The sequence below is a fragment of the Novosphingobium pentaromativorans US6-1 genome (assembly GCF_000767465.1).
In the GTDB taxonomy this organism is placed as follows: Bacteria; Pseudomonadota; Alphaproteobacteria; order Sphingomonadales; family Sphingomonadaceae; genus Novosphingobium; species Novosphingobium pentaromativorans.
The window spans coordinates 430,228-452,498 of the sequence record NZ_CP009292.1 but is presented as its reverse complement, the minus strand read 5'-3'; the positions used below and the strand labels follow the sequence as shown (position 1 = coordinate 452,498).

18 protein-coding genes are annotated in these 22,271 nt (G+C 61.2%); 13 read left to right on the top strand and 5 right to left on the bottom strand.

From position 1 onward, the window contains the following. Positions 1–3: 3 nt before the first annotated feature. Positions 4–2,127, bottom strand: a complete 2,124-nt coding sequence (locus tag JI59_RS20755) for a molybdopterin-containing oxidoreductase family protein (RefSeq protein WP_007014409.1) — start codon at positions 2,125–2,127, stop codon at positions 4–6. 315 nt (positions 2,128–2,442) lie between these two features. Here JI59_RS20755 and JI59_RS20750 point away from each other — a divergent pair, with 315 nt between their 5' ends. The 12 genes from JI59_RS20750 (at position 2,443) to JI59_RS20695 (ending at position 17,635) form a co-directional block, all read left to right on the top strand. Next, entirely contained in the window at positions 2,443–3,399 is a 957-nt protein-coding gene (locus JI59_RS20750) for an SDR family NAD(P)-dependent oxidoreductase (RefSeq protein WP_007014411.1), read from the top strand. A gap of 59 nt (positions 3,400–3,458) precedes the next feature. After that, positions 3,459–5,141 carry a thiamine pyrophosphate-binding protein gene (locus tag JI59_RS20745; protein ID WP_007014412.1) on the top strand — a complete coding sequence of 561 codons (1,683 nt, stop codon included), beginning with the start codon at positions 3,459–3,461 and terminating at the stop codon, positions 5,139–5,141. A gap of 337 nt (positions 5,142–5,478) precedes the next feature. Then, a complete protein-coding gene (locus JI59_RS20740; RefSeq protein WP_007014414.1) occupies positions 5,479–6,963 on the top strand; it encodes an aldehyde dehydrogenase family protein in 1,485 nt (494 codons plus the stop codon). 29 nt (positions 6,964–6,992) lie between these two features. Next, complete coding sequence (locus JI59_RS20735; protein ID WP_007014415.1) at positions 6,993–8,255, top strand: cytochrome P450; 1,263 nt, start codon at positions 6,993–6,995, stop codon at positions 8,253–8,255. A 72-nt stretch (positions 8,256–8,327) separates the two neighbouring features. Further along, positions 8,328–10,484, top strand: coding sequence for a PQQ-dependent dehydrogenase, methanol/ethanol family (locus JI59_RS20730; RefSeq protein WP_203226097.1), 2,157 nt, complete (start codon positions 8,328–8,330; stop codon positions 10,482–10,484). Positions 10,485–10,607: 123 nt separating this feature from the next. Continuing rightward, positions 10,608–11,852 (top strand): cytochrome P450, encoded by a 1,245-nt coding sequence (locus JI59_RS20725; RefSeq protein WP_007014417.1) that lies wholly within the window; start codon positions 10,608–10,610, stop codon positions 11,850–11,852. Between the two features lie 134 nt (positions 11,853–11,986). Beyond that, on the top strand, positions 11,987–12,793 hold the full coding sequence (locus JI59_RS20720; RefSeq protein WP_052118016.1) for an SDR family NAD(P)-dependent oxidoreductase: 807 nt from the start codon (positions 11,987–11,989) through the stop codon (positions 12,791–12,793). A gap of 59 nt (positions 12,794–12,852) precedes the next feature. Continuing rightward, entirely contained in the window at positions 12,853–14,442 is a 1,590-nt protein-coding gene (locus JI59_RS20715) for a GMC family oxidoreductase (protein WP_007014419.1), read from the top strand. Beyond that, positions 14,435–14,944, top strand: coding sequence for a nuclear transport factor 2 family protein (locus JI59_RS20710; RefSeq protein WP_007014420.1), 510 nt, complete (start codon positions 14,435–14,437; stop codon positions 14,942–14,944). Before JI59_RS20715 ends, JI59_RS20710 begins: the two co-directional genes overlap by 8 nt. Further along, the gene (locus JI59_RS20705; RefSeq protein ID WP_007014421.1) at positions 14,941–15,402 is read left to right on the top strand and encodes a hypothetical protein; all 462 of its coding nucleotides are present in this window, start codon (positions 14,941–14,943) and stop codon (positions 15,400–15,402) included. Before JI59_RS20710 ends, JI59_RS20705 begins: the two co-directional genes overlap by 4 nt. Before the next feature lie 47 nt (positions 15,403–15,449). Next, positions 15,450–16,274 carry an SDR family NAD(P)-dependent oxidoreductase gene (locus JI59_RS20700; RefSeq protein ID WP_420845488.1) on the top strand — a complete coding sequence of 275 codons (825 nt, stop codon included), beginning with the start codon at positions 15,450–15,452 and terminating at the stop codon, positions 16,272–16,274. Between the two features lie 101 nt (positions 16,275–16,375). After that, positions 16,376–17,635 carry an MFS transporter gene (locus JI59_RS20695; RefSeq protein ID WP_041565034.1) on the top strand — a complete coding sequence of 420 codons (1,260 nt, stop codon included), beginning with the start codon at positions 16,376–16,378 and terminating at the stop codon, positions 17,633–17,635. 130 nt (positions 17,636–17,765) lie between these two features. On the opposite strand, the gene JI59_RS20690 is transcribed toward JI59_RS20695, so the two are convergent. Further along, positions 17,766–18,653, bottom strand: coding sequence for an NAD(P)H-binding protein (locus tag JI59_RS20690; protein WP_007014423.1), 888 nt, complete (start codon positions 18,651–18,653; stop codon positions 17,766–17,768). Positions 18,654–18,733: 80 nt separating this feature from the next. Between JI59_RS20690 and JI59_RS20685 the strand changes: the two genes are divergently transcribed. Continuing rightward, positions 18,734–19,303, top strand: coding sequence for a hypothetical protein (locus JI59_RS20685; RefSeq protein ID WP_138921483.1), 570 nt, complete (start codon positions 18,734–18,736; stop codon positions 19,301–19,303). A gap of 48 nt (positions 19,304–19,351) precedes the next feature. On the opposite strand, the gene JI59_RS20680 is transcribed toward JI59_RS20685, so the two are convergent. The 3 genes from JI59_RS20680 to JI59_RS20670 are packed head-to-tail and all read right to left on the bottom strand — an operon-like array spanning position 19,352 to position 22,267. Beyond that, complete coding sequence (locus tag JI59_RS20680) at positions 19,352–20,209, bottom strand: SDR family NAD(P)-dependent oxidoreductase (RefSeq protein WP_041565033.1); 858 nt, start codon at positions 20,207–20,209, stop codon at positions 19,352–19,354. Next, positions 20,206–21,300: a glycerol dehydrogenase gene (locus JI59_RS20675; protein ID WP_041565032.1), complete on the bottom strand. Its 1,095-nt coding sequence runs from the start codon at positions 21,298–21,300 to the stop codon at positions 20,206–20,208. Before JI59_RS20675 ends, JI59_RS20680 begins: the two co-directional genes overlap by 4 nt. A 7-nt stretch (positions 21,301–21,307) precedes the next feature. After that, positions 21,308–22,267 carry an alpha/beta hydrolase fold domain-containing protein gene (locus tag JI59_RS20670; protein WP_007014427.1) on the bottom strand — a complete coding sequence of 320 codons (960 nt, stop codon included), beginning with the start codon at positions 22,265–22,267 and terminating at the stop codon, positions 21,308–21,310. Positions 22,268–22,271: the final 4 nt, after the last annotated feature.

Genomic DNA, 22,271 nt, shown 5'->3' with positions numbered 1-22,271 from the left:
CCCTTACGCGGTTGCGCGCTTTGCCTTTGGCGGTGCTGCCGCGGCGCAGGGGCGCACGTTGACGGGAATCGCGGACATGCGCGGGGTCCGGTTGTAGCAATCGAAGTACTGGTTATGGCCCAGACCGATAAGCAGATTGGTGTTGGTGCCGTCGCGAACGTCGGCCTTGGGATCGTCCGGCAGTCCGCCCCAGCCATTGGCCATCGATACCACGCCGCGTCGCAAATCCGCGTCCGGCTGGGCGATGGCTGCCATCGTTCCGGTTTCTGAGACGATCTCGATCTCGTCTCCTGCGGCCACTTCGATCTCGGCCATGTCGTCCGGGTGCAGGTAGGCGGGGTTGTAAGGCATTCTGCGCCGTACGGCAGAAAGTTCGCGCCCCATCGTGTTAGAGACCTCGCGCAGCCTCCGCACTGTGAGGCGAAAGGCGTAGGCGCCTGCACTATCGGATGTGGCTGTCTCGCTCCGGACGGCCTTGAGCTCGTTTACCACGTCGGCAGGCATGACGGCAAAGCGACCTTGCGCTTCCGGCCTCGCAGGTTCGACGAATTGCGGCTCGACCTCGAGAATCTCCCCACGCCGCGCCTTGATCTCCTCGAAGGGCACGGGGCTGTCGCGCAGGCACATGGCGTAGATTTCTTCGGTCGAAGGCGGATTCTCCATGTCGAGATCGACCCCTGCGACTTCCATCTGAAGGCCAAGGCGCTTGGCGAGCGACCAGTAGACGTACCACTCGTCCACCACTTCCGAATCCGCAGGTGGGTCGACGATTGCCGGGGTGTATCCGGCGAAAGGAACCGTGACGTAGCGATCGTCTCCCCACATCCACGGAATGGCTCCGGGCCGTTCGTACATGAGGCGCGGCGCGAAGATATAGTCGGCCATCTGTGCTGTTGCCGAAAGGACGGGGTCGGTCGTTACCAGGAGGTCGAGCGAGCGCAGGGCTTTGACGACACGCCGCTGGTCGGGAATCGTTGCCGCGGGGTTCGCGCCGACCGCGATCATGGCGCGGATACGATCCTCCCCGGGGCTCATGATGTCGTCGGCCAAGCCAGATGAAACCATTTCGCCTACGATCTGGCCATGCCCGTGGGCTCGGCTCTTTGGGCCGCGTTCCCAGGGGCGGGTGGGGGCATTGACTTCGGCGTAGCGGGGACGGCGCGGGCAGAACACGCCTGGATGGGGAACGCGTTCGCCTTCGCGGCGATAACGGCCGCAAACGACATTCAGGCATTCGGTCAGATGGTCGGAAAGGTTGCCGCGCGGGGCCATCGACGATCCCGTGGCCATGCCCGCGTTGCCCTTGGTCCCGATTCTGGCGAAAGTCTCGGCTGCCTCGCGCACAAGTGCTGCAGATACGCCTGTGCGGGTTTCGACATAAGCATCCGTAAAGGAAGCGAGGTTCGCCTTGAGCCGGTCGAGCCCATCGACGAAGCGGTCGCAAAAGGCTTCGTCATGCCATCCCTCTTCGAGAATGATGCGCAGCATTCCGGCAAGCAGTGTAGGATCCTCGCCAGGATAGGGTTGGAGATGAATATCGGCATGCTGCGCGGTTTCGGTGCGGCGCGGGTCGATGACAATGAGCTTCAGGCCCCTGGCCCGTGCGTCCTTGATCGTCTTCAAGGGGTTGGAATAGAAGCCGTAGACCGCCAGCGACACGAGCGGATTGCCCCCCACGATCATCCAGACGTCCGATTCCTCGACAGTCGGCCTACCGGCATGCCAGCTACCGAGGCGGCCGGAAGTGATGACCTTTGCCGACTGGTCGAGGGTATTGGCCGAGTAGATCTGGTCAGATCCCAGCGCGGACATGAACGCTCCGCTGTAGATGTTTGCCAGATTGTCGTACCAGCTTGGATTGCCCCGGTAAGCTGCGATGGTTTGCGGGCCATGGCGCTCGATCAACGACCTCAGGCGCTGGGCGACCTCGTCGAGGGCCGTCTCCACGCCGATCCTTTGCAGGTTCCCGTCGGGGTCACGCTTGTAGGCATGCAGGAGCCGGTTGGGGCCGTTATGCTGTTCAACGGCTTGTATGCCCTTGATACAGGCATATCCCTGGCTGAGGGGGTGGCTCTTGTCGCCCCGGATTTCCGCCAGTTTGCCATCGTCGTCGATTTTGATCCGCATACCGCAATAGCCATTGCAGATGCGACAGAAGGATTGTTCTTCCCTCATGGCCTTGCCCTCTCCAGTTTTCCCGGCGTGCAATCGGTTTCGCTGCGCCAGGGTCCATCACACAATACTCCGATATTGCAGGAGGGAAAGGACTATTTCTTGTAAGAAAGATTCTTCGCTTCGACTGATATTCTACTAATGAAACATTGCCTATATGAAATTATCATTCTTTTCTGTTGAAGTGCAGCCGGGCAATGATATGGTGGCATCAGGCCAAGCGGAATGCACGCGTGAGACGTGCTCCCTCGATGAGAGAGGATAGTTGCGATGCTGCGATTTGATGGGCGCGTGGTCGCCATTACCGGCGCGGGGCGCGGGATGGGACGTGAACATGCCTTGCTGTTCGCATCACGCGGTGCAGCGGTCGTCGTGAATGACGCTTCGATCGCCATGGACGGTCTTTCAACCGAGGCTGTTTCTCCGGCCGATGCGGTGGTTGAAGAGATTCGTTCAGCCGGCGGCACGGCTGTCGTCAATCGCGCCAATATCGTCGATCCCGAAGGCGGCGCATCCGTCATCGCCGATGCGATCGAGCATTTCGGCGGTATCGACGTACTCGTGAACAATGCAGGTGTGGTCGGGCACAGTTCCTTCGAGGATTGCTCGATAGAAGAACGCGATGCCAACATGGCGGTGCATTTCCATGGGGCGTGGAACGTCACCAAAGAGGCGTGGCGGCATATGAAAAGCCGGCGCTTCGGTCGGATCGTGAACATCGTGTCCAGTACGGCCTACCTGGGGGCGCAAAACCGCGTGGCCTACACTTCCGCCAAAGGTGCGTTGATCGGATTTACCCGCACAACGGCACTTGAAGGGGAGGAGCATGGCATCCTCGTGAACGGTCTCGGCCCTGCGGGACATACGCGCATGACCGCTGCTTCCTTCAAGGATTTCGGCAAGGCGCTGACGGACGGATCGGAAGAGGCGAGCCGCGCATGGCTCGATCGCTATTTCAACATTCGCCATCCCTCTGTCGGCGTCCTTGCGCTTGCGCACGAGGATTGCCGCGTCACAGGCAATTTCTACAATTGTCATGGCGGGCGCATGTGGCGCACATTTTTCGGGGAGGGCGACGGTTTCATCGCCAGCGACGCAGACTTTACGCCCGAAGCAGTCATGCAGAACTGGGATGCGGTGGAGAAGCTGGAGCCCTACGCCGTACTCAAGGATCCCGCAGACTCGATGGCGCACCTGATGGAACTCGTTTCTCGCGCAGAGGCCTGAGAGGGCTCTGCAACGACGAGGCAAGACACAAACTTCACGAATGTCAGGAGCAGGAATCTATGGCCGACGAAGATAGCGCAGTCACTGCGACTGGCGCACGGGAAATTGTCCGCTTCCTGGAAGATCACGGGCAGGAACACGTATTCGGCCTGCCGGGCAGTTCGATGGTTTCAGTGCTTTACGAGCTGCAAAACTCCAAAATTCAGTACGTGCCGACGATCCATGAATCGGTGACGGTGGCGGCAGCCGATGGCTATGCCCGTGTACGCGGTCTGGGCGTTGCCATGATCTACATGCTGCCGGGTACGGCCAACGCCATGGCCAACCTCTACAACGCGTGGTGGGATGAATCCCCGCTGCTGCTGATGGCATCGCAACAGGCGTCGACTTACCGCACTCGCGGCTCGGACGGTACGGTCTGTGAAGGGGATACCGTGCGGATGACCCGGCCGTACACGCGCATGTCGCACGAACTGACACGCGACACGCCGGTTCGGCCATGGCTTGAGGCAGCCAGGCGCGCGGCGATCGGTTCTCCTTCGGGGCCGGCGTTCCTCTCCATCTGCGAGGATGTATACGAGGGCAAGGCTCCGGTAGTCGACGTGCGCATGTCGGTGCGTCATCCCAGTTGCCCCAGTGACATGTCGGCCGTGATCGATGCGTTGACGCGTGCAGAACGGCCGCTGATCGTGGTGGGCGGGCAAACCCGCAGGCTGGGCGGGGCCGAGATTGTCGAAGAGATATCGGACAGGTTCGAGATACCGGTCGCCTATGAGGGCGGCTTTCAGGGACAACTTGGCGTCGGGCCGGGAAGGGAGCGGACGGCGGGAATGCTTGCCGGTCGCGGCACACCCTTCGAGCAGGACGCAGACGTCGTGGTGGTGATCGGTGCCCAGTTGATGATCGAGGGGCATCCGCGGCCGACCCCTTGGTTCCCGAATGCTTCCTTCGTGGCGCAGGTGCATGCCGATCCTGACAGGCTGGAAAAGACCGAGACAGCCGATTGGACGGCAGTTGCCGATGCGGGGGCCTTCGCTCGGGCCCTGCTTGCAGGGCTTTCGGCGGACCCGCCGTCTGCTGAATTGATGGCTTCGCGCGCCGAGCGTCTGCGCCGTTTAATGGCCCAGGGCAGGCGTTCGGCGCCGAAACCGGACACGGCCACGGGCCGCGCTTTCGCCAATTACGCGAAGGCGGCCGAATTCCTGCACGATGTCCTGGACCATGGCTGGATGGTCGATGAATCGGTCATGTCCGCCTCGCTTCTCGTCGATGCGCTGACAAGTCTGGACGGTTCGCGCTACGTGGCCGCGACCGGTGCGTCGCTGGGCTGGGCCACTGGCGCCGCTGCCGGTGTTGCCATTGCATCGGGAGAGCCGGTGACCTGTGTACTGGGTGACGGCTCGCTGCGTTTCGGCGCTCACGGCCTGTGGACCATTGCCGCATTGAATCTGCCGATCACATTGGTGATCCTCGACAACGGCGGTTACGGCTCCACGCGCTACTTTGAACGTGAATACATTGCGCGTCTCGGCATCGATACGAATTCGCACAAGCCGAGCTATTTGAACATGGACATGCGCACGCTGGGACCGCGCGTGGGCAGCATCATCCGTGGCTTCGATATTCCCTGCCGTGAACTGGGCCCTTCCGACAATGTCCGCGAGGCCTTGCAGGAGGCCTGGCAGACGCGGTCCCAGGGGCCGAATGCAGTGGTGATCCCGACGGGCTATGAAGACGAATGACGGATTGCCGACTTGCACGGTCTGCCGGTTTGCGCCCCGAATCCGAGGCTGGTGAACCGGCATCGATGGCATGCCGGGTACGTCTGATCGGGCAAGGCGATTCTGCCTTGCGCTTCTCGTCGGGCAAGTTCGTTCCGGGACTTGGAATTGCTGTTGCACGACCGGGTTGTCGATAGGCCGGGATTTTTGCTGTTCGGGGGATAAGCGCTACGTTCCCCAAGCGACGAGGAAAGCGATTGACCTGCCAAGTTCGTTTCACTTATAGATTGATCGCTTTATATACGAAAAGGTTTGCGCCGCATTGCCGGCGCCTGCCGAGGCTAGGGAGAGATGCCGCGTGGGCAGTTCGGTTTCGATGAAGGATCGCCATCAGGCGGCAAGAGAAGGGCTGCCTGAGCCGCGTCATGCGATAGGCGGTCGCCGGCTTTCGACGGATGGAGCGGGGCGTTGGTCGCATGTCGATCCTTCCACGGGCGAAGTGCAGGCGCTCGTGCCGATGGGCGGTGCTGCAGAGATCGACGCGGCTGTTACCGCCGCCCGCACGGCGTTCCCCATGTGGCGCGACACGCCCGGCGTTCGGCGCCGTGAGATCATGGAGCGCCTGGCGCGCTTGCTTGACGAACACCGTGACGAGCTCGCGCGGCTGACGGTCCTTGAAAATGGCGCATCCATGGCCACGGCGCTGCATATGACCGGTCTGGCCCGAGACTGGATGTATTACTATGCCGGGTGGGCGGACCGATTGGACGGACGCGTGGCCAGCGACCGGGCCTATTCCGGATTTGCCTATACGGTGCCGGAACCGCTTGGCGTCATTGCTTCGATTATCACCTGGAATGGTCCGATCATGTCCATGGGCATGAAACTGTCGCCTGCGATCGCAACCGGGAACTGCGTGGTGTACAAGCCGGCCGAGATCAATCCATTCACTTCGCAGCGCTTCCTGGAGCTTGCGCTGGAGGCAGGCTTGCCAGAGGGCGTGCTGAACATCGTCCACGGTGGGGCCGAAGCGGGTGGAGCGCTGACCTCGCATCCCGACATCGCGAAGATCAGCTTTACCGGCGGCGATATAACGGCCCACAAGATCTTGGATGCGGCCAATCGCAACTTGCGTCCGGCACTGCTCGAACTGGGGGGCAAGTCCGCCAACCTGGTGTTCGCCGATGCCGATCTCGATACTGCGCTCGATTTTTCGGTCGGGACTTGCATGGTCAATGCCGGGCAGGGCTGTTCTCTTCCGACGCGCATGCTGGTCGAGCGTTCGATCTATGACGAGGTGGTGGAGCGGGCCGCCGCCGTTGCACGCGCGATGCCGATCGGCGATCCGCTGCTGGAAAGCAATTTCGTAGGCCCGGTCATTACGCCGGTAGCCGGCGAACGCATATTGAATACTGTGGCACGCGCAAGCGCGGAAAGCGGTGCCAGGGTCGTGACCGGCGGCGTAAGGATGGAGGGTGAGTATGCGGACGGATGGTTCATCGAGCCTACCATACTTGCCGATGTGCCGCCTCAGAGCGACGTCTTCCGCAAGGAAGTCTTCGGACCGGTTCTAACCATCACCCCGTTCGACAGCGAGGAAGAAGCCATCGAACTGGCCAATGGTACGCCCTACGGACTGGCGGCTTACGCCCAAACGAACAACCATGCCAGAATTCGGCGGCTCGGATATGCACTGGATGCCGGATCGGTATTGTTCAATTCCGCGATGGCGCCTGTGCATTTCGCACCTTTCGGCGGGGTCGGGCTGAGCGGCTATGGCAAGGAAGGCGGGCCGGAAGGTCTCGAGGAGTTCATTCATCGCAAGACAGTGATGATCGGCTGAAACCGATCAGGCATGGGCGGGAGAAAGCAGTGAACGACAGCGACCATGCGGTGCTCGGGCAAGAATTCGCCGACTATCTCGCCCGACCTTGGGAAGTGGAGGATCCCCCTGCCCTGTTTCGGCGCCTGCGCAATGTAGATCCGGTGTTCAAGGGGCCTGGAAACACCTGGTTCATCACCGGTTTCAGGGCAGCGGACGAAGCCTATCGCCACCCAGGTCTCAGCCGCGCCGCGTCTGCCCGTCAACTCGTGCGACCGATGGGCCTGGCGGGCGTTGATCCGCCAGCAGTAGTCAAGGTGGTCGACATGATGATGACCTGGATCATACATACCGATGATCCGCAGCACGCCCGCCTACGCCAGCTTGCTGCACCCCATTTCATGCCGAAGGCGGTGAAAGCCTGGCAGGACAGGGTAGAGATGCTTGTCGATGGGCTTCTGGATCAGTTGGAAGAGAGCGATAGCTTCGATTTTCTTGAAGAATTCGCCTATCCCGTTCCGATCCACATGATCCTTTCCATTCTCGGTGTACCGTTTGAGGATCATCAACTGCTGCTCGAGTGGGTGAACCGCAGTTCGGGTATCAACACGGTAGTCGGCGGTACGGCGCAGGACATAAAGCGGTCGGCGCAGGAAGCCCTGGTCGAGGAAGCCGAATATTTTCGCAGGCTGATTGCACAAAGGCGGCTCGCTCCCGGTAACGACTTGATCGACGCGCTGATAGCAGCGGAAGAGGACGGCGATCGCATGACCCAGGACGAGCTCGTGGGGATGGTCATGCTCGTGCTTGGCGCTGGCCTGCATACGACAGCACACCTGATCGCCAATACGATGCTCTGCCTGCTGTCCAATCCGGACCAGCAGGCGCTTGTACGTGCGAATCCCGGGTTGGCTCGCAAGGCTGTGGAAGAGACCTTGCGATTCGATCCTTCCTCTGCGGGCCAGCCACGTGTGGCGATCGAGGATCTCGTCATCGCGGGCAAGCAGATCTGCGCAGGCGAGCAGGTTGTGATCGTGTTACGAGCCGCGAACCGTGATCCGGAGCGTTTCGATGAACCCGACCGTTATCTGATCGAGCGAAACGAAGGCCATCATCTGGGTTTCGGCACTGGCATTCACATGTGCCTGGGCAACTGGCTTGCCCGGTTGGAAGCCGTGACCGCGATCGAGCGCGCGATCGGTCGGCTCGACGGTCTGCAACTGTCGACCGAGCGCTTGCCAAGAAGCCGCACGCAGTCACGCGCGCTGGAAAAGCTCCCGCTACGACGGGTGCGCGCAGCCGCGACCCTCTGACGTCGCGGATCGAGCTAAATGGCCGGAGCCGCAGGCTCGAGGTCCCAGGGAAAGAATGAAGACGTGGCACAAGTGAAGACCGGAACAAGCAAGGGCATTTGGCTCACTCTACTGGCGGTCGCGACGACTGTGCTGTTCGTTCTGTACTGGCAATGGCACGCACGCCACAGCGTTGAAGGACCTTCACCTTCGGCGGTATTGCTGACGAACGGTAATGCCGGTGCGGATTGGCCCTCTTATGGCGGGACTTATGACGAATGGCACTACAGTCCCCTGGGCGAGGTCAATGCCGGTACAGTCGATCGCCTCGGGCTCGTGGCTGCGCTCGACTTGCCAGAAACGCACAACGCCGGAACCGTGCCGCTGGCCGTGGACGGTGTGATCTACTTTACCGTAGACCAGAGCATCGTTCGGGCCTTCGACGTGAAGACGAAGAAGCTGCTGTGGACTTTCAATCCCCAAGTGATGAAGCGCGGTGAGGGGCTTTCCCTGCGGCAAGGTTGGGGGCCGCGTGGCATCGCCTGGTGGGACGGCAAGATCTATGTCGGAACCACCGACGGGCGGCTCATCGCCATCGACGCAAAGACGGGCAAGCAGCGCTGGTCGACGCAGACCTTCGATTTTGCGGGTGGCGGTTACATCTCCGGTCCTCCCCGGATTTTCGACGGGCTTGTGCTGATCGGTTTCGGCGGAGCCGACTACGGCAATATTCGTGGTTATGTCACCGCCTACGATGCGCAGACGGGGCGGAAGGTATGGCGGTTCTATACTGTGCCAGGCAATCCCGCCGACGGCTTCGAAAATGAAGCCATGCGTATGGCCGCCAAGACCTGGAAGGGCGAATGGTGGAAATACGGGGGAGGCGGCACCGTATGGAACGCCATGACCTACGATCCTGAACTCGACCTGGTCTATATCGGGGTCGGCAACGGTTCTCCGTGGAACCAAGCCGTGCGCAGTCCTGGCGGTGGCGACAATCTATTCCTCGCATCGATCGTCGCGCTCGATGCCAAGACCGGCGAGTATCGCTGGCATTATCAGGTCAATCCCGGGGAAAGCTGGGATTATACCGCTACGATGGACATGCAGATTGCGACGGTCACTATCGATGGAAAGCCGCGGAAGGTTCTTTTCCAGGCGCCGAAGAACGGCTTCTTCTACGTGATCGACCGCAGTAACGGCAAACTGATTTCGGCGGAAAAGATCGCCAAGGTCACCTGGGCGGAGCGCATCGATCTGACCACCGGCCGGCCGGTCGAAGCACCGGGTATTCGCTACTACAAGAACGATAAGACAGTGTTGATCTATCCGGGCAATGTGGGAGCTCATAGCTGGGCGCCCATGTCATTCAATCCCCAGACGGGGCTGGTCTACATTCCCACCAACGAGATTGCCGGCGCCTTCAATTCCAAGGGCGTTACCAGACAGTCCTACAAGTACGTTCCGGGCAAGGGCAATCTGGGGATCAATCTCAGGGACGGCGACGTGCCGACCAACGCGGGTTCCAGTACACTGCAGGCGTGGGACCCGGTCCGACAGCGGCAGGTCTGGTCGGTCCCGACGCCCGGCATCCTGAACGGCGGGACCATGACGACCGCGGGGGGACTGGTTTTCCAGGGGCTCAACGATGGCACATTGCGCGCCTTCGATGCCCGCAGCGGCAAGGAGCTTTGGTCTTTCGACGCGCACATGGGCATTGCCGGTGCTCCGATTACGTTCAGCACGGATGGCCGACAGTATATCGCTGTCGTGGCGGGCTGGGGAGGAACCAATGCCACGATGATGGGCAAGATCGCTGCGCAGTTCGGCTGGCAGTATCGTCGCTCCATAAACCGGTTGCTGGTCTTCGCACTCGATGGAAAGGCCCAGCTGGAGGAAAGTCCTGCGCCTGAGGCTGCAGTCCCCGTGGATGATCCGGAGATGAAGCTCGATCCCGGCCGCGTTGAGGCAGGCATGGAGGCCTACGTGGGCTATTGCAGCGGCTGTCACGGAGCCGGCGTAGTCGCAGGCGGACAAGTGCCCGATTTGCGCGCTTCGGCCTTTCCGCTCGATGCGGAGATGATGCGACAGGTCGTAATCGGGGGAATCCTGCAACCTAACGGCATGCCGGCATTCAAGGAGCTCAGTCCGGATACAGTAGAGAATATCCGGCAGTACATACGCTCGAGGGCGCGCGCGGCCTTGTCGGGCGAGAGCGAACCTGAAGGCGTCGCTGTGCTGCCGCGCTAAACCGCTGCGCATTGGCTGACGAGCGCCGGTAAGAGCCGGCGAGTGCTGGCAAGGGGAGCGTTGTACGTTCGGCATACGGCCGGCTGATGATCTGGATGAACTGGCGGGCCGATGGAGAGGCTTATGGCTACGATTGCACCAATCGAATACTTCGACGAAGCCGACTTCGACCCGTTCGTGATCGACGACGACGTTTTTGGCGAGATAGAGGATCCCTACGCAATCTTCGATAGGGCGCGTGCCAACGGACCGGTCCAGCCAGGTACGATCCTGGAACTGCTTGGCGCACCTGCCGACAGCATAGTGGCCGGAATTCCGCAGTTCCGTGTCATCGGCCATGCTGAAGTGCAGGCGGTCATGCGCAATGCTGCCTTGTTCTCTAACGACGTGCTCAAGATGAATCTTGGTGTGACGTTCGGGGATACCATCTCGGCCATGAACCCGCCCAAGCACACGCAGGTGCGCGGCCTGTTCCAGTCTACGTTCATGCCCAAGCAAGTCGCCAAATGGAGCGAAACGCTGGTCGATCCGGTGGTAAACGACCTGATCGGCCGCTTCATCGGCGATGGTCGCGCGGAACTCGTTGAGCAGTTCGCAAAGCGTTATCCCTTCGAGATCATCTACCGGCAATTGGGCCTGCCGCAGCGCGATGTGCAAACTTTTCATCGGCTGGCCGTCACCCTGACGTTCAACAGCGACTATATCCGTTACGGCAAGGAGGCCTCGCGCAAGCTCGGCGTGTATTTCCAGAACCTGCTGGAGGAGCGCAGGCGCAACCCGGCCGATGACCTCGTCTCTCTGCTTGGACAACTCGGAGGCGATAATGGTCTGTCCGACGAAACCATCGTCTCCTTCTTCAGGGGGCTGATCAACGCCGCGGGCGACACCACATACCGGGCGACCGGATGCATGCTGATGGCGCTGCTGGAGAATCCGGAGCAGCTTGAGGCCGTGCGACAGGACCGATCGCTGGTGCCCTTGGTCCTGGAAGAGACCCTGCGCTGGAACGGGCCGATCATCTTCACCCAACGCATGGTCATGCAGGACACCGAACTTGGAGGGGTCAGGATGCCGGCTGGCGCGATCGTCAATGTGTCGATGGCCGCAGCCAATAACGATCCCGCCGTTCACGAGAATCCGCGCAAGTTTGACTTGTTTCGAGGAACCAAGAGTCACTTCGGATTTGGTCTGGGGCCGCACATGTGCCTGGGCCAGCATCTGGCGCGCCTGGAAATGTCGCGAGCGCTCAATGCTATACTGGACAGGTTGCCCGGCTTGCGATTCGATCCGGACATGCCCAAGCCGACCGTCAAAGGCGGTCTGATGCGGACGCCGCGGGACATCCATGTTCTGTTCGACCCATCCTGATGGCGGAAAGTCAGGAAAGACTTCTTCCTGCGACAACCATTCTCTTGAAGAAATTTATGTTTCACATAAGCTGTGCAAGCGCGGGTTGCAGAAACCCGGTCAGCGCATTTGAACGGCGATACAGGAGAGGCTGAGTGAGCAACGTGGATCTGAGTGGCAAGGCGGCCATCGTCACCGGTGGGGCCGACGGGATCGGTCTGGCCTCTGCAGAGCGGATGGCGCAGCTCGGCGCACGCGTCATGCTGGTGGACATTGACGCGGACAAACTCGATGCAGCGGTCTCCCGCATGAAAGCGCTGGGCCATGAAGTGGTGGGACAGCACGCCGACGTGTCCGACGAGGGCGATGTTCGTGCCTACGTCGAAGCGGCCAAGTCGCATTTCGGCAGGATCGATGGATTCTTCAACAATGCCGGGATCATTCCGCGCTATTACGGCGTACTTTGGGACTGTCCGGCCGACGATTTCGACCGCACCATCGCAGTCAATGTCCGCGGGGTGTTTCTGGGTCTCAAATACGTAATTCCTGTGATGATCGCTCAGGGAGGGGGCGCGATCGTCAATACGGCTTCGATGGGGGCGGCAGGGGGCATTCCCGGGTCCAGTCCCTATGTGGCGTCCAAGCACGCTGTCGTGGGTCTGACGAAGAATGCGGCGCTCGAAGCGGCGACCGCGAAGGTCAGGGTCAACGCCGTTCTGCCGGGGAACATCGTAACCAGGATGTCAGGCCTGGGTACTCCCGGAGAAAAGGCAAACCAGGAGCGGCTTGCGGCAATGGTGCCTGCGGGACATATGGGAATGCCTTCGGATATTGCCGAAGCGGTATGCTTCCTGATGTCCGATGCGGCGACCTACATAACCGGCATCGAACTGCCTGTAGACGGAGGAATCCTCGCCGCCTCCTACGGTAACATGTTCAACATCTCCCGCCCGGAGAATTAGGTCTTGCGTGCTTTCACGGCACATCGAGGGCTGGCACTGTCGTACAGGGCACCGGGGCGATGACGCTCCAGAGCGATGTCATCGTGATCGGCGCCGGCGCAGCCGGAAGCACCATTGCGGGCAGGCTGGCTAGCGCTTCGCCTTTACGGGTCCTGCTTCTCGAAGCCGGCCGACCGGCGGACAACCCCTGGATCGGCGTGCCGGCCGGACTGGGCCGGGTCCTGGTGGATGGCCGCTATAACTGGACAACCACGGTCGATCTCGGGGATCGCGTGCATCCGGTCCCGCACGGGCGTACGCTGGGCGGAGGGACGGCGATCAACGGCCTGCTCTACATGCGCGGCACTCCGGGTAATTTCGCTGACTGGGTCCAGCGCGGCGCACGCGGCTGGGACTGGGACACCGTGCTGGACGCTTATCGCCGGATGGAGTCGCACACAGACGGAGACAGCGCGATCCACGGTGGCAGCGGGCAACTGGATGTCAACCGTCTGGCCTATGTTCACCCTTCGGCGCGCGCGTTCATCTCTGCGGCCGCGCGGTTGGGCGCGCGAGTTGCGGACGACCTCAATGACGCAGGCGACGACGACAAGGTCGGGTTGTTGCAACTCAACACCAGGCGTGGACGGCGATTGTCGGCATACGATGCTTTCGTCAGGCCGGCTCTGCGCAAAGGCAGTCTGCGCGTAGAGACAAATGCTCATGTCGAGCGCATCCTTTTTGAAGGTAATCGCGCGGTCGGCGTCGTCTATCGGCACCAAGGTCAACCGATCGAAGCGCGTGCAAGGGAGATCGTCGTCTCCGCCGGCGCGATTCTCAGTCCCGCGTTGCTTTTGAGATCGGGCATCGGCCCTGCCGGGGAACTGGTCGGCCTGGGAATTGATCCTGTGGCCGATCTGCCGGGCGTTGGACGCAACCTGCAAGATCATCTCTATCTGTGGTGCAATGCCCAGGCGCAGCGCCGCGCATCGATGAATCGCGACATGGAAGGGCTGCCCTTGCTGTTTCAGGGGTTACGGTACCTCTTGACCCGTACCGGGCCGATTGCCACCGGCGGATCGCAGGCTGCGGCCCTCCTGCGATCCGCGCCCGACCTTCCGGCGCCCGATCTTCAAATGAGTTTTCGGCCTTTTACGGTCGTGCCTAATGCGAAGGGCGCATTGGTCACTGGACCGGGCAACGGCATTACCATTACCCCGACTCTACTGTCGCCTCAGGCCCGCGGGTCGGTGAAGCTGGCAGGACCCGATCCAGACGCAGCGCCCAAGGTGAGTTTGCCCCTTGGAAATCGGGCCGACGAGGACCGCTTGCTTTTTGGGATGCGCTGGGCATTGGAGTGTTTCACGACCGGAGAGCTGGCTGCGCTGACGCCTGGGCCAGTGACGCCCCCAGCGCAGGCCGATGACGACGCACTTCGCGCCTTCATTCGCGAGACCGTGTTTCCCGGATCGCATCATGTCGGCACTTGCGCGATGGGCGAGGGGCCGCTGGCGGTCGTCGATCCGGCCTTGCGCGTTCGCGCGGTAGAGGGGCTGCGGGTCTGCGATGCCTCGGTGATGCCCAGCCTGCCATCCGGCAACACCAGCGCTCCATCCATGATGATTGGCTTTCGCGGTGCCGAACTGGTCCATGAGGCATTGGGTGGCTGAACAAGCAGGAGAGGAAGAATCGAAAATGCTGACACGTAAGGACCTGGAGCGGCTGACCCGCGAATTATTCGATTCCCTCGCCGACTTCGGACCGAACGGCGAGCGCAACCTGGAGCGGATCAGCGCGCATTTCGCCGATGAGCTTGCCTATCGCATTCCCTTTCTGCCTGCCCCTGTAGAATTGGGGACACGCAAGGCTTTCCTCGAGGTGTTGGCAAAAACGAACGGACTGTTCGCGGCCAGCCACTACAAGTTGGAGAAGTTATTGATCGATGAAGTGGCGCAAACGGTCGTGGTCGAGGCGACCAGCCTGCGACCGCTGCGGACGACCGGTGCTGTCGCCACCTTCTCCTATGTCTTCATTTTCGCCTTCGACGGCAACCTGATCAACGAGATGCGGGAATACGTCTTTTCCACTGACATCGAGATGATCTCCAAAGCGATGGATCTTGAGAGCTTCGCGGCTCGTGTCGATGAGCAGGCCAGGGACGCAAAAGCATGACCTTGTTCGATGGCTTCTTTCAGATCGGCTATGTCGGCAGCGACATTGACGGCGTTTGCGATACTCTGGGTCGCCAGTTTGGCGTTACCAAAGTGCGGCGGCAACATCGCATCGAGTGGCTCCGTGCCGTACACACCTGGGTCGGGGATCTCATGATCGAAGTCCTCATTCCCGAGAGAGGGGCGCTGGAGGCCTACGATGACTATATTCCGGATGAGCCAGCGCGGTTGAATATCCACCATCATGGATTTCGCACGACAGACCCTGCAAGATGGGCTGAAACCCGCAGGTTGGTGGCCGCAGCCGGTCTGCCTATCGCTGTCGAGACCTCCATCTGGAATGACGAGCTTCACATGATGTACGTGGATACCCGCGCCCAGTTCGGCCTCTATTCCGAATACATTCTGATGACCGGTTCTGCCGCCGAGGGCTACTATGCCGACGTTCCCCACAACTGAATGGCGGTTTCGCGACAGGTTCGATCGGTTTTGGCGCCGCGCGGGGGGTGTCGGCACCACAACGGAGGTGCGAGGTGGCGCTTGAACAGTTCAGACTCGACGGATGTACCGCGGTCGTGACCGGTGCTGCGAGCGGACTTGGCGAAGCCATAGCCCGGCAGTTCGCCACAGTCGGAGCGCATGTCGTCCTGCTGGATATCAATGGCGAGGCGCTGCATGCTGTAGCTCAAGACATCGTCGCTGAGGGAGGACGGTCTGAATCGATCGTCGGTAGCGTTGCGGTAGAAAGCGACGTTGCAAGCGCTGTGGATGCAGCCGTAAAGATCACGGGCAGGCTGGACGTCATGGCCAATATCGCGGGTGTCGCCGCCCGCCAGTCTATCGAGGAATTGGACGAGGCCTTTCTGGATCGTCTATATTCCGTTCACCTCAAGGGATCGGCTTGGGGCACCAAGCATGCAATTCGGGCAATGCGCAGTGGGGGCTTTGCCGGGTCCATTATCAACTGCGCATCCGCGGCCATGGATTGCCCCGATGACGGTCTGGCACCCTATGCCGCGATGAAAGCGGGCATCTGCGCCTTTAGCCGCGTCGCTGCGAAGGAGGCGGGCAAGCACAACATTCGCTGCAATGTGATTTCACCAGGCCTCATCGTGACACCGATGACCCGCCGCTACGGCATTGATGAAAACGGGCGGTTCGATCAGGCGCGTTTCGATGAATTTGTCGATTCGATCAAAAGCGGCAACGCGCTCGACCGGGCTGGCGATACCGGCGATATCGCGAGCGCCGCACTCTACCTCGCATCGAAAGCCTCCAAGTATGTAACGGGCCAGATCCTGCGCGTGAACGGCGGCGCGTTCATGGCCTGATATTCACAGTGCCGCCGACGCCTGGCTACTCGCAAGTCGCCGCGGTGAAGCATGAAATTACACAATTCAGTAATCTGGCGAGAACGCGGGGAGTGACGGCAATGAACGGCAAGGACACGACAAGCCTGGGCAATTGGGTGCCAATCGTGGGATGTATGCTGGTGATGACGCTCGTTTCCGGGCTGAGCATGTCCGGCCTTGGCGTTGTCGCGCCTGAATGGATGCGCAGCTTTTCCCTGTCGACGGGTGAGGTCATGGTCATCCTGACGACGATTTCCGTGTCGGCAGGATTTTTCGGCATCGTTGTCGGGATGTTGGTCAGCCGCTATACGCCGACCCTGCTGTTGCTGGTCGGGGTCGTATTCAGTGCGACTGCGCTGCTCCTTGCCTCGCGGGCGCAGAGTTTCGGCTTGCTGATGCTTGCAATGGTTCCGCTTGGAGCGGCTGCCAACGCGCTGACGGGCCCGGTTCTCGGCCAGAATTTGGCGGTGCGCAATTTTGCGCGGCCCGGACTGGCGATCGCGGTGGTCAGCATGGGAATGAGCTTTGGCGCGATTCTGGGACCGCCGATCCTGGCCATGCTGATCCAGATGGACGATTGGCAAGGCGCGTTGGCAACCTCGTCGGGCGTTATCCTCGTACTGGGCGTCGCTCTCGTGCTGCTCACGGTCAGGAAGGTTGGACCGATGGTCAATGAGCCGACGACCGCCGCGGACATCACTCCGGTAGCTTCCGCTTCGGCATTGCGCATCCTCATCTCTCCGGCTTTTGTCGGGGCGGTCCTGTTCCAGTTCCCCCTGACTTCGCTGATGGCTGGCACGTTCTTCCACCTCCCGTTGTTCTTCGGTGAACTGGGCGGCGGGTTGAGCGATGCAGCAGGTATGATGTCCGTCGCCGCCTTTTCAGGTCTGGCCGGGACATTCCTTGCCGGCTGGCTGGTGGACCGGATGCCTTTGCCCGTGCTTCAGGTCGCGATTTTGGTGATGATGTTCGGCGCCAACATGCTGGTCGTATCAACGCCGTCCTTTGCCGTACTCGGCCTCGCAGCCGTATTGTTCTCGATCGGCAACAGTGTGCTGTTTCCCTTGATCCCTGCAATTCTCGCTCGACGATTTTCGTTGAGGGAGTTTCCCAAGGCGATCGGGCTATTCCAGCCGTTTCTGTTCAGCACGATCATCGGCGCGCTTGTCATCGGTGTAGTCCATGATCGCTACGGAACCTACCCGCTGACGTATCAGGCAATCTTGCCGATGTACGGCGTCGTTGTGCTGGGAATGATCATGTTGGGGTTGAAGCCCCGGTCCGGGAACACATCTGCCGACATGCGGGCTGACACGGAAAAGGCCTCGGGCAAGGCCTGACCGGGAGCTGGACCGGGGGGAGGGCACCGCGCGAGCGCCGTTTGGCGACAAAGTCGGCGATGCCTTCCTCTTTGCGTGCGCTCGTCGCGCCTGGTCCAGTGGGTGAAGACGCTTCGAAGAAGTCCAGGCGCTATTGCGCGGGCAGACTGTCCCAGGCCTTTTCAAGGAAGCTGAAGACGGGAACCGCTTCGCGGCCAAGGAAGTCGCGAACGACAGATGTTCGAATGGCTGCGTAGCCCTCGGCGCAGGCCTTGTCGAAGCCCACCATGGCGGCTGCCAAGGGCTCGGGATAGCCGGCAGCCTGCATTTCTTGTAGAAGTTGATCGGCGGAAATTGCCAGGTGGGATATGCTCTTGCCCGATCGCCGCGAGATCCATTGCGCGATCTCGCCCTGGGTCACTAGTTCATTGCCCGTGACGTCGAGGATGGCGCGGCCCGAAGTATTGCTGCCCACGACGGCTGCTGCCACGTCTGCGCAGTCCGAACGGGGGATGTAAGTCCGGCCCTGATTCTCCGTGGCGGAAACGATCTGACCTGTCGCGGCGGCCGTCGTTGCAGTCATCAGCAGCAGGTCCGCATAAAGCGCATTGCGCAGGATCGTCCACTCCATTGTGCTGTCTGCGAGGGCATGTTCGGTCCAGTAATGGTCTTCGTCGATGGGGCTGCCAGTTCCTGGGCGCGGGGCGGTCACGGAAGTGTACACGACATGGCGAACGCCTGCCGACTGCGCTGCAGCGATCGCAGCCCGGTGTTGCTGTAATCGTTGCCCAGGTGCCAGCACGGCATCCGTGCTCACCAGCAGCATCCGGTGAGCACCGCTGAAAGCGGCGGGTAGACTTTCAGGTGAGTCATAGTCGGCATGCCGGATTTCCACGCCGCGCGCTTCCAGATCGGCCAGCCGCTCAGGTGTGCGGGTCGTTGCGATCAGCGGCCCCTTGCCGCTTTCCAGCAATTGTTCCAGCGCTCGTCGACCCAGATGCCCGCTGGCGCCTGCTACAAGTAGTGCTTGCCCGCTCATTGTCCGCTCTCCGTTGGTATGGCAAAGTCATTTCTTCAGAAATATATTCGTTGCACATGTCGCATAGCGGAACTACGCTGATGGCGAAAGGCCGGCCCTTGGGCAAGGCCGATGTTTTGTATTGGGAGTGCGTGATGACTGGGTTCCTCGACGACCTGAAAGTGACCCGCTCGATGCAGCTCGAGAGGCTGCGTGAACCGGTGAGCCGCCAAGCCCGGATCGATAACATGATTGAGCATATGCAGGCGGAACACGACAACGAGTTCGAGCGACTTGCCGCCACGATTTCTCCCGATCCATGCTGGAATCTGCACCCCATCGGCGCCTGGCAGGGGTGGGAGTCTGTGCTTCGCATGTACCACGCCAACTTCCCCTTCGCCCCGGAAGGGCCGTTGGAGATGATCAAGGGCGTGCATGATCCGCGCGTCGCGATGTGGGGAGAAGATCATGTGCTGTTTCACATGGCGATCTACGCCGACGAATATCCGCTACACCGCAATCTGACGATCCTCATAAAATTCCAGGGGAATCTGGTTCAGGGGGAGACAGTGTTCCTGACCGATGAGAACCTGATCGCCTTCATGCGCAATCATGTGAAGGAACTGGGCACCGACAAATTTGAAGGCTTCGTCCCCTTTCCCGCAGCATGATAGCGGGCGGAGGGAGGCGCTGCATCTGCGTGCGCACCGGCGAGGCGATCAACTTTCCTTGTCGTCGAATTTATTGTTGAGGCCCCGCTTGAGGCCATCGGGCCGGATGCCCCATGGCACCAGTCCGAAACCACCATCGGAGATGATCGTCTGCCCGGTGGTAAAACCGGATCCCGAGGTCAGGAAAAACACAATAGGCGCGACGATTTCGGGCAGGTTGCCAAGCCGGCCGAGTGCCGTTGCGCTGCTGGCCAATTCGTACATGTCCGGATCTGACCACAGCTTCTCGGACTTTTCGACGGGGAACGCGCCGGGGCCGACAATGTTGATGCGGATACCGGAGGGTCCCCATTCGCGCGCGCAGGCTCTGGCGAAGGATTCAAGGCCAGCCTTGCCTGCGGAGCTGTGCGCTATGCCCGGTCCGCCGCGCGCGGCCACGGCACTGGACAGCATCACGGCGCTGGCAGGTTGCGCTTCGCCGGTCTTTTGCGCCGCGGCGAGTATTGGCTCGGCCCAGCGTTTTGTAGCATTGAAGCCGGTATACAAAGTGGTGCGGATCGTCTGGTCGAAAGCCGCATGGCTGATCTCGCTCGCCACGCAATATGTCGTGGCAGCTGCGCAATGGACGAGGCCGAAGGCGGGCCCGCCGTCTGCTTCGACAGCGCCGAAAGCCGCGTCCGTCGCATCGATTTCGAGAAGATCGCAAGGGATCGGCACTATCCGGCCCGACAATCCTTCACCAAGCGAGGCGGTGGCTGCCAGAGCATCGGGTCTTCGACCCATGATGTAGACCGTAGCGCCGCAGTTTGCCAGTTCCAGGGCGGTCGCACGTCCTATGCCGGAGCCGCCGCCGGTCACCACGATGCGGTCGAATTGCAGTGGCGTGCGCCACACTGGGGTGTTCATTGCCCTCTCCATTCATCTGAAAGTTTCTCGATCCGGCGCATCGCTGCCACGATCATCGCCTCGTCAACCGGGAAGGGCACGTGGTGTGCCCATTTCTCGGCGCAGGTGATCGCAGCAATGGAGCACAACTCATCTTCGCTCGGTTCCGGACAATCGAGGTCGGCCAGCGAAACGGGCAAGCCAAGAGGGCCGAGGAAACCCGCCAGATCGGTGATTTCTTGGTCAGCGCGGCTTTCCATCGCCAACTGGACGAGAAGCGCATAGGCGATGTGTTCGCCGTGCATTCTGCGGGACGCGCCGCGAGCCTGCATCAAGGCCGTCTGCATCGAATGGGCGAAGGACAAGCCGCCGTTTTCGAATGCTACCGGCGACATGAAGATAATGGCTTCGACAGTGGCTTCGAGTGCGGCGCTTGTTCGTCCCGCTTCGACATCCTCAAAGGCGGCATGACCGTGCTCGCGCAAGGTGCGATAGCATGTATCGGCAATGGCCATGGCGAAACGGGTAGGGACATAGCCGTGGTAATTGCCCGCCCCGGCTGCGGCGGCGGCCTGCGCCTCGAACTTCTTGCTCAGAGCGTCACCGATGCCTGCTGCAAGCAAGCGCGCTGGCGCCGATGCAATGACGGCGGTGTCCACGAGGACAAGTTCCGGGTGCCGTTTCAGTCGCTCGCTGCCAGTGCGGACATGCGCCTCGTTGTAGACCGCGGCGCCCAGGGAGGCGGGGGCGTCGGTCGAGGCGGCAGTCGGTACCGAAAGGAAAGGGGCGGAGAGGCGGACCGCTACGCATTTCCCAGCATCTATGGACTTGCCACCACCGATGCCGATGACGCAGTCACACCCGGCGCGGCGCGCATGTCGGGCCATCGCATCGACGGCGCCGGGCGTCACTTCACCGGCAAAATCCAGATTGCAGACATCGACCCCGGAGGCGCGCAAGGCAGCGTCGATGCGTTCGCCCAGCAGTTCACGGACGGTGCCGTCGCACACGACGGCAGGTCGGCGGCCGTGTGGCCGGACGAGTGTGCCTAGCGCGTCGATCGCTCCAGGGCCCTGGACATAATGAGCGGGGCCGCGATAACCCGACAACATGCCCGTTTCATTCAACGCCGCGCAGAGCGCTAGCGATGGCGCTGTCCAGCCAGGCCAGGTCGGGGAGGATGGAAGGCATGTGCTGCCACCAGGTATGGAAGCCGTGCAGATGACCGCGTGCATAACGGCATTGATGGTCGATCCCTGCCTCAGCGAGGCGGCGCTGGAACAGGGCAGTGTCGTCTGCAAGAGGGTCCAGTTCGGCGGCGAGCAGAATGGTCGAGGGCCAGTTCTCCGGCAATGGGTTTCGCGCGGGGGCCAGTTCAGGGCGAGCGGTCGCGGTCATGCCATCGGGCAGATAGAGCGCCCTGAAATCGAGCAGTTGCGATAGCTCCTGGAAGTGTCCGGTGCCGTACAGGTCACACGATGGCAGCGACAGTGTAAGGTCGAGCCATGGGCTCAGGAGCGCGGCCGCCGCCGGTTTCCGGCCTCCTTCGTCGAGTATCCGGCGAATCGCGGCGACCGCGAGCCCGGCTCCTGCGCTGACCCCCAGAACAGCGAAGCGGTCGCATGGAATGCCTGCTTCTCCTGCACAGATCGCGCCAATCGCGTCCTGCACATCCTCTATTCCCGAGGGGTATCGGTATTCCGGTGCAAGCCTGTAAGTGATTGAAACCAGGTTTGCGCCGATCGAGTGGGCCAGGCGCCGGCATTCCGCGTCGGCCTCGACCAGGCCGCCTACGACATAGCCGCCGCCATGAACGTAGATTATTGTCGGCAGATCGCGCTCGAGGCTCGATTGATAGAGGCGCGCGGGTCGCTTGCCGCTGCGCAGCGACAGCGAGATATCACTCACTTGCGCCAGATCGGGGAGTGGCGAAACGATCTTTATGGCGGAAGCTGCGCGGAAAGTTTCGCGCGAAGTGGGGCAATCCTTCGAATTCCAGCCCTGAAGCCCGGCTTTTCGGGCCCAGTCGAGGACAAGGTCGATCTGTGCGGCGCGGGCCTCAGGGTGTATTTCTGCCACAAGC

What these genes read in the sequence shown, in the direction of transcription:
- JI59_RS20725 (WP_007014417.1), top strand. Translation starts at nt 10,608, where the DNA reads ATGGCTACGATTGCACCAATCGAATACTTCGACGAAGCCGACTTCGAC.
- JI59_RS20715 (WP_007014419.1), top strand. Translation starts at nt 12,853, where the DNA reads ATGACGCTCCAGAGCGATGTCATCGTGATCGGCGCCGGCGCAGCCGGA.
- JI59_RS20690 (WP_007014423.1), bottom strand. Translation starts at nt 18,653, where the DNA reads ATGAGCGGGCAAGCACTACTTGTAGCAGGCGCCAGCGGGCATCTGGGT.
- JI59_RS20680 (WP_041565033.1), bottom strand. Translation starts at nt 20,209, where the DNA reads ATGAACACCCCAGTGTGGCGCACGCCACTGCAATTCGACCGCATCGTG.
- JI59_RS20745 (WP_007014412.1), top strand. Translation starts at nt 3,459, where the DNA reads ATGGCCGACGAAGATAGCGCAGTCACTGCGACTGGCGCACGGGAAATT.
- JI59_RS20685 (WP_138921483.1), top strand. Translation starts at nt 18,734, where the DNA reads ATGGCGAAAGGCCGGCCCTTGGGCAAGGCCGATGTTTTGTATTGGGAG.
- JI59_RS20750 (WP_007014411.1), top strand. Translation starts at nt 2,443, where the DNA reads ATGCTGCGATTTGATGGGCGCGTGGTCGCCATTACCGGCGCGGGGCGC.
- JI59_RS20675 (WP_041565032.1), bottom strand. Translation starts at nt 21,300, where the DNA reads ATGTTGTCGGGTTATCGCGGCCCCGCTCATTATGTCCAGGGCCCTGGA.
- JI59_RS20695 (WP_041565034.1), top strand. Translation starts at nt 16,376, where the DNA reads ATGAACGGCAAGGACACGACAAGCCTGGGCAATTGGGTGCCAATCGTG.
- JI59_RS20755 (WP_007014409.1), bottom strand. Translation starts at nt 2,127, where the DNA reads ATGCGGATCAAAATCGACGACGATGGCAAACTGGCGGAAATCCGGGGC.
- JI59_RS20705 (WP_007014421.1), top strand. Translation starts at nt 14,941, where the DNA reads ATGACCTTGTTCGATGGCTTCTTTCAGATCGGCTATGTCGGCAGCGAC.